The organism is Streptomyces sp. NPDC015171, assembly GCF_043079545.1.
Classification (GTDB): domain Bacteria; phylum Actinomycetota; class Actinomycetes; order Streptomycetales; family Streptomycetaceae; genus Streptomyces.
This window is the reverse complement of record NZ_JBIBUO010000004.1, coordinates 570,104-582,600: the sequence shown is the minus strand read 5'-3', so window position 1 is coordinate 582,600 and position 12,497 is coordinate 570,104. Positions and strand designations below refer to the sequence as shown.

The window sequence follows — 12,497 nt, the reverse complement described above, 5'->3', positions numbered from 1 at the left end:
CTCGACACCGGTGATGCCGTCAGCGGGCGCGGAGGTACCTGCCGCGTCCACCCTCAGGTTTCCCACACCGAGGGAAGAGCGTCACCGTACCGTGTTGGCCAGAGGCTCCAGCAACTCCAGCGCCTCCTGCCAGCGGAAGCGGTCCGCCGCGCCGCCGGCCCTCGGCCGGTGCGGTTCGCAGGAACCGATCAGGACCCCCATCCCCCTCAGCCGGTCCAGACTCTGCTGGTAGGCGGGGTGGGCGGCCTGGGCGGAGTTCAGGTAGGGCAGTGCCACGGTCGGGATGCCCATGCCGTACGCCTCGCACAGGATGCCCAGGGCGAGGGTGTCGGAGATACCGGCGGCCCACTTGTTGATCGTGTTGAAGGTGGCGGGGGCCACGGCGATCGCGTCCGCCGGGGGCAGGGGGCGCGGGTCTCCCGGTGAACGCCAGGCGGAGCGGATCGGGTAACCGGTCTGTGCCTCGATCGCCGTAGCGTCGATAAAGCCAAATCCCTGCGGTGTAGCGATAACGCCGACATCCCAGTTCGCCTCCTGGGCGGCTGTGATCAGCTTGCCGACGTCGCGGGCCACGCCTGCCGCGCACACAACGACGTACAGGAAGGGCTTCTTGTCCGGGGCGGTCGGTTCGGTCACGCGGGGACTCCCAGTTGGCGGCTGAAGTGGTGCAGTTCCGGCAGGGTACGTCGGCGGTCGCGGGCGGCCATGTCGGCGACCAGGTTGCGGACGTCGGGGCGGCGGATGTCCTGGGCAGCGCAGGTCTCGGCGATCCTCAGGGCCTGGTAGCCGTCGGCAAGGCGGCCCTGCTGGCTGTAGGCGCGGGCCGCTTCGACCCATAGTGCGGCCCGGCGTTCGGGGACCGGGATGTGCCGGCGCATGAGGGGCCGGGCCGCCTGGAGGGCGAGGCCGGCGTCGCCGAAGGCCACCAGAGCGCTCAGCTCGTGCAGGGCGACGTTGGTCGGGCTGAAGGTGGCCCAGGCGTCGGGCCGGTCGAGAGTGACGTACCGCGAAACTTCTTTCGCCTCGGTGAGGAATTCCTTCGTGGCCGCACGGTCACCACGACTGCTGGCCGCGGTCACACCGCGCAGGAGCAGCAGTCCGACGGCGGCGAGGTACTTCGGTGAACGCCGGTCGTAAGAGCCTGTCAGCTGATCCGCGGTGTGCCGGACCAGGGTGACGGCCTCGGTCGCGTGCTTCTCGCGGACCAGGACGTGGGCCTGGACACGGACGCTGGAGGCGAGGACGACCGGGTCGCCTGAGCGTTCGGCTTCTGCCATCGCCCGGCCGACGGCGAGCCATGCGTTGCCCTGGTCGTGCTGCTTGAGCAGCAGGCTCGTCGCCGTTTGGTATGCCGTGGCCAGAAGCCGGGACACGGCATCCCTGTCCGTCGCATCACCGGCCGCCAGTCGCAGGTCGGCGATCAGGCTCGGGAGGGTGCGCTCCAGCTCTGTGTAGTGGCAGATGTGGAAAAGCCTGAGTGCTGATCCGACGCGTTCATACAGGACGGCGGTGTCCTGGGGGCCACCGGTGCCCGCAGGGCCGGGACCGGGCAGGAGGGCCTGGACGAGGGCGGTGTGCGAGGCCGAAGAGCCGGCCGGGGCCGCGAGCGCTGCGATGCTCGCGGCGAGGAAGGTGCGGCGGTGCATGTCGTCAGCTTCTTGATCGGCGGCGGAGACGTCCCCTGATGGGGCGAGGCCCAACTCATGAGGCGAGACGTTCAGTTCCTGAGCGATGGCGCGTAGTACGCGGATGTCCTCCGTGCCGCGACCGCTCTCCAGACGGCTCACCTTGGACTGGTGATACCCGAGCGCTGCGGCCACGTCGTGCTGTGAACGCCGCTGTAACACCCTCGCCCGACGGATCCGTTCTCCGATCCGTCTCGCTTCGCCATGCGCATCGGCCATCTGCCACGGCTCCCTCCGCCGTCGCTGATCCTGCCTGCTCAATCGAGCATAGATCAGCCGTAGTTGGCCGTGATGCAGCTCCTGCATAAGTCATGCAGCGCCCGCGTCAGGGCTCCCCACTCACGGCGACGGACTGGTTGCTTGGTGTGGCCCTACCTACACCGGGAGGCCGCTCATGGAAGCGCACCAGCTCGCTCTCTCCCTACCCGCGACACCCGCCGCAGCAAGCGAGGCCCGGCACCAGGCCGTGGACGCGATAGCTGGCTGGGACGCGGGGCTGGGCACCGAGGTGGTGCACACGGCCGAACTGCTGGTCAGCGAGCTCGTCACCAACGCGGTCCAGTACTCCGGTGCCGGATCCGTCTCGCTCGCGGTCTGTCTCGGCGAGGCCGTCCTGCGGATCGAGGTCTGCGACACGAGTCCGGTCCTGCCCCAGCCGGCTCTGCCCGACGCGGACAGCGAGGGCGGCCGGGGCCTGTTCCTCGTCGCCGCTCTCGCCGACCGGTACCACGCCGAACCGACCGAGAACGGCAAGCGCTGCTGGGCCGAGATCGACCTACCCAGCAGACCCAGCCAGGAAGTCGCCTGCTTCCTTCCCCTCCAGAGGAGTTGATGATGACGACCACCCACGCCCCCAGCGTGGCCGCCGAGGTGATCGCCGTACGCCCCGGGCCGCCACTCGCTGGCACCGTGAGCGTCGACGGCTCCAAGAACGCCGCTCTGCCGCTCCTGGCCACCACGGCTGCCCTCAGCCGCCCGGTTCGGCTGAGCAACGTCCCGGATAGCACGGACGTCCAGATCATGCTCACTCTGCTGCAACAGGGAGGGTGGCATGTCGCGCAGCCCGCCGGAGAACCGACCACGTATGTGATCCTTCCGACGGAGGCATCTCGAGGATTGCCCGATCTGGCGCAGGCAGCCCAGATCCGAGCCTCGTACTACCTCGTCCCCGTCCTGCTCGCGCGTTACGGCCAGGCGCGGCTGCCCTGGCCGGGCGGCTGCCGGATCGGTGCGCGCGGGATGGAGCTGCACTTCAAGGTGTACGAGGCGTTCGGCGACCGGAGCCGACAGGACAGCTCCGGTTACGGCATCGAGGCACTCGCCGCTCACACCGGCACCGTCTCCATCGCACTGCCCTTCCGCTCTCGCGGTGCGACCGTGGCCGCGACATTGCGCGCCCTCACAACCGGCCGGCCTTTACGGCTGGGTCAGCCCAGTCTCTCGCCCGAAGTCCTGAGCGTGCTCGACGCCCTGAGTTCGGTGGGCTGGGAGACGCGGGCCGGCGAGCATCTACTCACTCTCTCACCACCCTCCTCGTCGCCGACTGCTCCCGTTGCCTGGGCGGTGCCCGGAGACAAGATCGAGGCAGCCACACTGGCCTGCGCCATCGCCGCGACGCGCGGTACTGCCCGTATCGACGGCGTGCAGGGCAAGGACGTAGGCCCGTTCGTGGCTGCCCTTCATCAGCTCGGCATCCCCGCAGACGCGGAGCCGAATGGCCTTACTGTCCGCGCCCAAGAGACAGCCCCCACTGGCCGTCCCCTGCGGGCCATCGCCTCCCTGAGCCCGGCCGGCCTGGACGCCGACTTCGAACCACCGCTCATGGCACTCGCCCTCGGACTGCCCGGCACGCATCTGTTCGCCGACGCCATCAATCCCGGCCGCCACGGCAACCTGCTGCCACAGCTGATCCGCCTGGGCGCCGAGATCGAAGAGATCTCCCCTACAGAATGCCGACTGACCGGGCCCCAACTACTCACGGGCGCGGGCGTTGAAGCCACCGACATCCGCACCGGGTCCGCCCTCATGGTCGCCGGCCTCACCGCCCGAGGCGTCACCACCATCGGCGGCCTCGACCAGTTGCGCCGCGGCCACGCCGACTTGTCCGGCAAGCTGCGCGCCCTGGGTGCCGACATCTGCGAGGTCACCCCATGACCACCAACGGCCGGAACTTGCGCCAAATCGTTGCCACGACGGACGTCCACTCCGCCTTCGACAACGCGGCACCGCTTCTGACCCACCTCCACGCCCTGCGCCCGACTTCGCTCATCGTGGACTGCGGCGACTTCTTCGAAGGCAGCGGGTATTACCGCCTCGCTCGCGGCACGATCGAGCGGGAGATCCTGCTCGGGCTGTACGACGTGCTGGCCCCTGGCAACCACGGCTGGCCCCACCACTTCGAACCCGACCTTCACCGGCGCACTGTCTGCGCCAACGCCGTCGATGCCAACACCGGCGACGCTCTGTTCCGCCGCCTGTACATCGCCGACATCGATGGACGGCGCGTCGGCGTAACCGCTGTGATCGGTCGGCAAGCCTTCCACTCGATCCCGGCCGCCCAGCGAGCCGGCCACTGCGTCACCGACCCCCTCCAGGCCCTGCGTGAGGTGGTTCTCGCCCACCACCACGGGGTGGACAGCTGGGTCCTGCTCAGCCACTCCGGCTTCGAAGAGGACCGGGAACTCGCGGCGGCCTGTCCCTTCCTCGACGTGGTCTTCGCAGGGCACTGCCATAGCGATCAGTACGGGCCGGTCCGAGTCGACGGCGCCGTGGTCGTCAAGGGCCGGGAGCTCGCTGGCGGCTATGCGATCGCCATGCCCGTGGGTAGGGGATGGGATGCGGGAACCGCATCCTTCCCCGATCGGGCCCCGAGCGTCGTTCCGACGGAGCATGCGGATCTGCGCTCCCGCATCGAAGACGTCAAGCAGCAGCTGGCCGACGTCCTCGGCCCGATCAGCCCGGCCTACCGCCACCAGGCCCTCGATCGGCACAGCCTGCTCCTGGACCTCACCGCCCGGCTGCGTACGGGGTTCGGCGCAGACGCGGTCGTCCTCAACGAGACGGCGCTACGCGCCGTACCCCTCGGCGGCAACCTCACCCAGGGCGACCTGCTCTCCATCGAGCCGTTCGGTAACCAACTGGTGCACGCCCACGTGCCGGATCCGGCACGTGGGGACCTCCCCGGCCTGATTTCAGCTCTGACCCCCCAGACCGGCCCGCTCGTCACCGCACCCGATCCCTTGCCGGACGCCGTCACCACCGTGCTGACCACCGACTACCTCGCCGACACCTACCTCGGCGAGCGCACGCACGAGGCCGGCCTGCGTCTGGACCAGGCCGTCCAACACGTCCTCACCGCTCCCGACACCGCCGAAGGAGCTAGGTAATGATCCTCACCGGCCCGGAGATCACCGCTGCCGCTCACGACGGCCGCCTCCGCATCACCCCGTTCGCCGCCGACCAGGTCAACCCCAACAGCTACAACGTGCGCCTGGGCCCCCCCTGATCACCTACCCAGGCCCCGTCTTGGACGCCCACCGGCCCAATCCCACCCGCGAAACCACCATCGGCCCGGACGGGCACGTCCTCCAGCCAGGCGAGCTCTACCTCGGCCACACCCTCGAAGAGGTCGGCTCCGACGCCTTCGTGCCGCTGCTGTTCGGCCGCTCCTCCGTCGGCCGCCTCGGCCTGTTCGTCGAGATCACCGCCCCCATCGGCGACATCGGGTTCCACGGCCAGTGGACGCTCATGCTCACCCCGATCCGGCCGCTGCGCGTGTACGCCGGCATGAAGATCGGGCAGATCATGTTCTTCGTCTCCACCGGCGCCATCGACCACTACCGCGGCAAGTACCAGGCCGCCACAGGACCGCAGCCCTCCGCCTACTGGCGAGACCTCGCCCGGCTCCAGGTGGTGGCATCGTGATCCTCACCGGTCCCGCCATCGCCGCCGCCGTCCAGGCCGGCGAGATCACCATCGACCCGTACGAGCCCAGCCGCGTCTCCCCCAACGCCTACGACTGGCGGCTCGGCGACACGATCCGCGTCTGCGACGGCGACCTCGACGCCGCAACCCCCACCCCCTTCACCGAGCAGCACATCCCCGACGCCGGCCTGGTTCTGCACCCTGACCTGCTCTACCTCGGCATCACGCTGGAGCGGACCGGTTCGGAGACGTACGCGCAGCTGCTGAACGGCGACCGCACCACCGGGTCCCTAGGCATCTGGGTTCACGTCTCGGCTCCGCTCGGACACCAGGGCCATGCGATCCGCTGGACGCTGGAGATCCGCGCCGCCCGACCGGTGCGCGTGTATCCGGGCATGACCTTCGGCAAGCTCGTCTTCCTCACCACCTTCGGCGCCCCGGCCAGCTACCAGCAGCAGCCCGCCAAGTACGCGTCCACGGAAAGCATCGACATCTCGCGCCTCTACGAGGAGATCGGGGGAGGCGTGCGGTGAACGCTCGCTCGGCCGCCGGCCCGATGGCCGCCACCTTCCTGGACCTTCCCGCCGGAAGTCCCGGCGGCAGCGTCGAGCTATTCCTCGACCTCTACACCGGCCAGCAGCCCCTCATCCCGGCCCGCGCCTTCATGCTCGCGCCACCTGGCCACGGTCCCCGACCGCCCGTCGGGCTCAACCTGCTACCCGTTGCAGGCAAATGCTTGGAAGGAACGGCCTTCAGCCGCTACGTCGCCACGCTTCGCAGAGCGCTCACAGCTGCGGTCGATCCCACACAGATCGATGTCCTCCACTTGCAGCACCTCGCGTTCGGCGCAACCCCAGCCCTCATCCGCGCTCTGCCCGCGCATCCCCGGATCGCTCTCGTCCACGGCACGGACCTGCTCTTCGCCGAGACCCATCGAGACCAGCTCCGAGTGCTGCGCGAAACAGCCAGGGCCGCCGACGCCATCGTGGTCCCGACCAACGCGATGGCCGACCGCCTCCTCAAGCTCGCCCCGCAGATCGAACGACGCAAGATCACTCGCATCCCCTGGGGCATCCCCGACCACCTGCTCACGAACCCGCCGGCTCGACCTGTGCGCACCTCCACCAGCCACCTGCGGCTCCTGTATGCAGGCCGCGTGACCCAGAAAAGGGCGTGGAGGCCCTGATCAAGAGCCTGGCTCCGGTGCCCGGCGTTGAACTGAGCGTTGCGGCGCCCAGAGCCCAGTTCCACGCCCTGGCCCCGCTGCTGCAACGAGCAGGCGTTCGAGTCCGCTACCTCAGCTGGCTCCGCCGCCCGCAGCTGTGGAAGGCCTTCACCGAACACGACGTATTGGTCATGCCGTCCACCACCCTGGAAGCCATGGGACTGGTCGCACTGGAAGCCCAAGCGTGCGGACTCCCCGTCCTCTACCAGCCCGTACCCGGCCTCAGCGAAGCGCTCGCCGCTTCCGGCATGGCCACCGACTTCACCAACTCCGCCGCACTCGCGCGCGACCTCGACCGGCTGAGAAAGACACCCGGACTGCTGACCGCCCTGCGACGGGCGGGCTACGCCAGCGCGGCCCGCCATCCCCTCTCGGCGACCGCCCGGTCCCTGACCGACCTCGGCCGACAGCTCACCTGAAGTGACCGCCGGACGACCCGCCACGGTCACTACCCGAACCGCCCCGCGAACGTAACTACGCTGACCGACGGGATATCCCGGCGAAGAGGGAGACCATGATGTACGACCGCGACCGCATCGAAGCCCTGCTCGACGAGGGAGTCCGCGACAAGGTGTTTCCCGGCGCCGTGTGGGCCGTCGGCGACGCCACCGGCACCCTCGCCCAGGGCACCACCGGCGTCCTCGACCCCGACGAGCCGGACGTGCCGATGCGCACCGACACTGTCTTCGACGCGGCCAGCCTCACCAAGATCCTGGCCGTCTGGTCCTCCATCGGCGCCCTGTGGGAGGACGGCACCGTCGACCTCGACCAGCCGCTCGGCAGCTTCTGGCAGGAGGTCGCCAGGCACCCACTCGGAGCCGTCACCGCCCGGCAGCTGCTGACGCACACCGCCGGCGTCCCACTGCGAGCCCAGCTGAAGAACCTCTACGGCACCAACCCGGACGATATCCGCCGCGGAGTACTGTACGAGGCACTCCACCGGGCACCCGGCGAAGCCGTCGAGTACACCGACCGAGCCGCTCTCATCCTCGGCTACCTCGCCGAACACCTCTCCGGCCACCCCTTGGACCAACTGGCTACCGCCCGCACCTGGCACCCGCTGGGCATGACCGGCACCCGCTTCGGCCCCCTCCCCGCCGACCTCGCCGACCGCTGCGCACCCACCGAACTCGACCAGGACACCGACACCCACCTCAAGGGAGTCGCCCACGACTTCTCAGCGCGCCTCCTGGGCGGCGTCTGCGGCATCGCCGGCGCCTTCACCGTCCTTGACGACCTCGCAGCCTTCCTCCGGTACATGCTCGCCCCTGCAACGTCTCAGCGCCGGGCTGGCTTCGGCAGCGAGTGGATCGCCCGCTCCCTGACCATCGAGACCGGTGAGCTGCAGCCGGCTCGTGGCCTGTTCTGGCATCCCGCTCCCGGCACCACCACCGAGGAGGACGTCTGGGTCCACTACGGCTTCACCGGCACAGGCATGTGGATCTCCCCCACCAAAGACCGCTGGGCGGTTCTCCTGACCAACAAGCTCTACTACACCCGCGACCGCGCACCGCTGACCGACATCCGCAACGGCTTCCGGGAGCTCGCCTTCAGGTAAGACCGGATGGTGTGACCGCCAGTCTGAGTGGGCACCGTCCAGCAGAGGCTAACGGTCTCAGTCACACAAGACTCTACTCAGAAAGCACCGTCGCGTACTCCACGAAGAGCGGGCTCGCTACCACGCATCGAGAATCAGTCCCGGTGCTCGGAAGAAGCCCGGTTACACGCGCGTATCCGGTCATCAACGCGGACGTGTCAATGCTGATGTCCTCACCATCCAGGGCGCGCAACAGCTCCTGCACTCCGCGGCCGTGCAGGTTCACGGCTGTGCGAGTTGGAGTCTGATCCACGGGCAGCGGGTCGCGGTGCCTAGCGAGTGCCTCGACGACCTGCCCGGCCCGGGTGACGAAAGAGGACCCCAGACTGGACCCGGGGTTAACCACCTCCAGCACAGGACCATCCACCGACACCGGAGTCCAGCCTCTCAGATGCCGGACCGACCCATGCATCAGCAAACGACAGCTTCTTTCTGTATCGCCTGTGCCTTCTCCACGCACCGAGTCCACGAACAGCACGAGATCCTGATGGGCACCGCTGAGTGTCACGCACCGAAGCGAGACCTCGAACTGCATCCACTGGCCGGGGCGCAAGTCGGGCTCGGTGTACCAACCCGCAACAAGCTCCAGATGCTTGTGCACCTCACGCAGGTGCCGCAGCTGGCCTTGCTCCCCGTCCGCGACCGGCGCGTCCATGTCGATACCGCCGAGCGGCGTGGTCACACGAAGTGCGCCCGTGCGCGGGACACGTCGCGGCTCAGGCACGAACTGCCGCAGTTTACTTTCCGACAAATAGACGATCTCACGCAAGGGACGCCCCCATCCGGTGTACTGGCCACGTGCCCGCTCATACTGCCATCCCCCGCTGACACCGACCGGTGCAGCGCAACCATGCAGCGGATCAAGCCAGTTGAGCCCAGATCATGCTCTCGGACTCGATAATGAGCAGGCACACACCGTACGCCGCGATGACCTCGGGGGACGTCATGGAAGACCGGCTTGAGACGGACTCAGCACTGCATCAACTCAGCGAACGGGTGGAGGGCATAGGGAAAGGACAAGCCCGCCACGAGGACAAACTGCACGACGTGCGAGCGGACGTCGTCAGGCTCAGCGGCGAGGTCACCGAAGTGCGCCAGGAGGTCGCAGGTCTAGAGAGCGCGATCACCGACACACGCCAAGTCCTCGACACCTTCATCGAACAGTATGGCCGCGATCGAGAGGTGGCCAAAGCCCAGGCCGAACTGTCCCGCCTGACAACCGAGTGGCACGCGGACTTCGCACAACGCAAGCACACCCGCGCTCTAGCCCGCGGGTTGGTCCACACCCTTACCGCACAGGCTGTCTACAGAAATGTGGTCAACACGGCTACCGTGCGAGCCTGCACCGAAGAGCGGATGCTCCTCGAACCGACATATTGGCTGGCTCCGGCCACGATGGCGGTCGCGGCCAAGTTCCGCAACGAGGACGAGCGGGGCGAGCGCGCCCGCGCACATGCATGCATGCTGGACGCCGCCAAAGCCAACCTCTTCTTCTCGCTGACCTGTTCCCGCCTCGGAGACGAGACTGAAGCGGCCGCATGGATGGACCTCTACCTGCAGTCGCTCGACCCTGGGGAACTCGGACAGGACTTCTTCGTCGTCCTAGACGCCATCGCGAGCAAGGAACTGGGGGACAAGGCGCTCAGCTACACCCAGCAGGCCATGGCGCGATGGAACCGGAGCAGCATTCGCATTTCGAGCGACACCTACGCAACAGCTGACATGCACGGTGGTGAGCAGTGGGAGGCTCGGCTGCAGAGCCTGCGCCGGCGCATGACCAAGAACCAGTACACGGCACTGCGCAAGACCTGCGGAGACCAGTGGGACACACTCCGCCACGGCTGGGAACTCGCGACCGTGCCCGACAGAACCCTGGCCTATCTCCGACGCATGTTCCCAGACGGTCCCGACGGAGTGGACTGGCCCGTCAGCGAAGGCAACCACGTCGAAAGTGCCCTGGAGCGCCTGATCAACCAGCTCGAACCCGACGAAGCAGACATACGCGAGATGATGCGGCGGCTTGAGCGTGTCATCGAACACGGAGGAGACCTTGAGGCAGCCACGCGGGCACATGAGTCGTCATTCGGCCCCGACACGCAACCAGTGACCTTCATGGAACTGCTCGACCAAGCCGTCTTCGAGCCGGACGAAGCACAACTCGGGCCGCCGGCTCGCCGCATGGCCCTTCGCGCCATCTGGCCGAGCTTGGAGCACGCCGCCAACCGAGTCGTCACAGACTCCCGGCATCACCTTCCACATCACATCACCCTGAGCGTCGCGGGCTGGTCCTCCACCGTTCCGACGGATCCGCAACTTCTGGTGGAGCCAGGCCCGCTCGTCAATGACCTCACCTCGCACATCAAGCAACAGACCCAGGCCCAGTCAGACGCTGTGGTACGCAGATGGCCACGCGTCTGCTGCGCCTTGGGGATAGGGGGCTTCAGTGGGTCACTCGTAGTGCCGTTCGTCGACGGGGCATGGCAGGGGCTCTTCCTCCTACTCACCCTCGGCATGGCCTCGTGGGTGATATGGGAGATTTGGAGCGTTCCACTACGCAAGAAGCATGTGAACGAACAGGGAGACCGATTACGGAACGAGTCCGTCGCTACGCTGGCGAAGGCGCTCGACCAGCGCGAGGACTTCTTCGAGGAATGGCACGAGGCAATGAAACAACTGACAGCTCTCACCCTATGGGGAGGGCACCGCAACGAGAACTGACCACTGGGTGACGTGATCCGACGAGAAAGCAGAAAAGGAAACGGGTGGACACCTCCAAGCTGATCGGCGGCCGTTTCAAGCCGAGGGAACGCCGCGACAGCGGCGCCATGGGCGATGTGTGGACAGCCGAGGACACGAAGCTGGGCCGCACCGTGGCCCTGAAGTTCCTCGCACGACGACGTCTTACCCAGCAGGGAGCCCTCACAGAGTTCACCGAGTGGACAGTGAGAATGTTCGAACGTGAAGGCTTGGCCATGGCGCGGGTCAACCACCCCAACGTCGCACACATCTACGACACCGGCGAACACGACGGCGAGTTCTACATCGTCATGGAGTACGTAGAGGGTAGGTCCCTCGCCGAGCATCTGAAGACAGGGCCGACTCTCACGCTTGAGCGAACCGTGCGATGGACGCGCCAGATCTGCGAGGGCCTAGGCGCCGCGCACGCTGCTGAGGTGATCCACCGCGACATCAAGCCTGGCAACATCATGATCACGCACAAAGGTGACGTGAAGATCGTGGACTTTGGGCTGGCTTTTCTCGCCGACGTCACTCAGTCCCACACAAGTGCGGGTACCCCGCTGTACAAGGCACCGGAGCGATGGAACGACGAGCAAGGTAGCCAGCGCAGCGACCTGTACTCCGTAGGCTGTGTCCTCTACGAGATGCTGACAGGGCGCCCACCGTTTGGCAGCCCACAGGACGACCCCATGACTGTGGGCAGAATGCATCAGGACGATACGCCAGCACCCCCGAGTGCCCACCGCCCTGGCGTTCCCGCTCAGCTCGACTCCATCGTCCAGAGGCTCCTGGCCAAGGATCCAGCGCAGCGACCGAAGAGCGCCCAAGCGGTTGCACAGGCGGTGAGCAAAACCCAAATCGTACTGGACACATTGGACTTGGACGATGTCGTCGGACAAGCCGACTTGCCCGAGTCTCACGGAAGCAATGCCGGTCTCTCTGGACGCATCCGAGGACTGGACCACCGCATCTTCGATCTGGAGCTCCGGTTCGGACCGAGCGACCAATCGGTGATTGAGGCACGGGAAGAACACGCTGAACTCACAGGCCAGTCAGGTGACGCACGAGGAGCAGCAGCCCTCTACGACCGACTCGGCCATGACTGCCAAGACTTCTTCGGCCCCTACGACGTACGAGCACTGAACGCCTTCGAGGGTGTCGCACGGTGGATTGCGCGATCGGGCGCGAACTAGCGATTCCTTCAGCCCACGTGACGCGCTGCACATAGCCGGGTCCGAAGCACGTTCCACAAGCTAACCGCACCTCACGAGCTGAGCCGGTGGGAGGAGAATGCGGAGCCGCATCCGGTGCATGTCAACACCGTCCG

At 67.3% G+C, this 12,497-nt stretch carries 10 protein-coding genes and 2 pseudogenes; 9 read left to right on the top strand and 3 right to left on the bottom strand.

Annotated features, from left to right (window positions below; translation table 11 throughout):
- Nucleotides 1-81: 81 nt before the first annotated feature.
- Nucleotides 82-636 carry a flavoprotein gene (locus tag ACF073_RS14815; protein ID WP_392069852.1) on the bottom strand — a complete coding sequence of 185 codons (555 nt, stop codon included), beginning with the start codon at nt 634-636 and terminating at the stop codon, nt 82-84.
- Nucleotides 633-1,904 carry a helix-turn-helix domain-containing protein gene (locus tag ACF073_RS14810; RefSeq protein ID WP_392069850.1) on the bottom strand — a complete coding sequence of 424 codons (1,272 nt, stop codon included), beginning with the start codon at nt 1,902-1,904 and terminating at the stop codon, nt 633-635. The genes ACF073_RS14815 and ACF073_RS14810 overlap by 4 nt, the downstream gene beginning before the upstream one ends.
- A gap of 175 nt (nt 1,905-2,079) precedes the next feature.
- Here ACF073_RS14810 and ACF073_RS14805 point away from each other — a divergent pair, with 175 nt between their 5' ends.
- From ACF073_RS14805 to ACF073_RS14775, 7 genes and pseudogenes are all read left to right on the top strand, one after another.
- Nucleotides 2,080-2,517, top strand: a complete 438-nt coding sequence (locus ACF073_RS14805; RefSeq protein ID WP_392069848.1) for an ATP-binding protein — start codon at nt 2,080-2,082, stop codon at nt 2,515-2,517.
- A gap of 2 nt (nt 2,518-2,519) precedes the next feature.
- Nucleotides 2,520-3,839 carry a UDP-N-acetylglucosamine 1-carboxyvinyltransferase gene (locus ACF073_RS14800; protein ID WP_392069846.1) on the top strand — a complete coding sequence of 440 codons (1,320 nt, stop codon included), beginning with the start codon at nt 2,520-2,522 and terminating at the stop codon, nt 3,837-3,839.
- A complete protein-coding gene (locus ACF073_RS14795) occupies nt 3,836-5,071 on the top strand; it encodes a metallophosphoesterase (protein WP_392069845.1) in 1,236 nt (411 codons plus the stop codon). Before ACF073_RS14800 ends, ACF073_RS14795 begins: the two co-directional genes overlap by 4 nt.
- A pseudogene (dcd, locus tag ACF073_RS14790) lies at nt 5,071-5,609 on the top strand (dCTP deaminase). The gene ACF073_RS14795 and the pseudogene dcd overlap by 1 nt, the downstream one beginning before the upstream one ends.
- On the top strand, nt 5,606-6,142 hold the full coding sequence (locus tag ACF073_RS14785) for a deoxycytidine triphosphate deaminase (protein ID WP_392069843.1): 537 nt from the start codon (nt 5,606-5,608) through the stop codon (nt 6,140-6,142). The pseudogene dcd and the gene ACF073_RS14785 overlap by 4 nt, the downstream one beginning before the upstream one ends.
- 23 nt (nt 6,143-6,165) lie before the next feature.
- A pseudogene (locus ACF073_RS14780) lies at nt 6,166-7,253 on the top strand (glycosyltransferase family 4 protein).
- Nucleotides 7,254-7,348: 95 nt separating this feature from the next.
- Nucleotides 7,349-8,392, top strand: a complete 1,044-nt coding sequence (locus tag ACF073_RS14775) for a serine hydrolase domain-containing protein (protein ID WP_392069841.1) — start codon at nt 7,349-7,351, stop codon at nt 8,390-8,392.
- Between the two features lie 73 nt (nt 8,393-8,465).
- Here ACF073_RS14775 and ACF073_RS14770 read toward each other — a convergent pair whose 3' ends face one another.
- On the bottom strand, nt 8,466-9,200 hold the full coding sequence (locus tag ACF073_RS14770) for an SAVMC3_10250 family protein (protein WP_392069839.1): 735 nt from the start codon (nt 9,198-9,200) through the stop codon (nt 8,466-8,468).
- 158 nt (nt 9,201-9,358) lie between these two features.
- Between ACF073_RS14770 and ACF073_RS14765 the strand changes: the two genes are divergently transcribed.
- A complete protein-coding gene (locus tag ACF073_RS14765; protein ID WP_392069838.1) occupies nt 9,359-11,149 on the top strand; it encodes a hypothetical protein in 1,791 nt (596 codons plus the stop codon).
- 44 nt (nt 11,150-11,193) lie between these two features.
- Nucleotides 11,194-12,363 carry a serine/threonine-protein kinase gene (locus ACF073_RS14760; RefSeq protein ID WP_392069835.1) on the top strand — a complete coding sequence of 390 codons (1,170 nt, stop codon included), beginning with the start codon at nt 11,194-11,196 and terminating at the stop codon, nt 12,361-12,363.
- Nucleotides 12,364-12,497 lie beyond the last annotated feature (134 nt).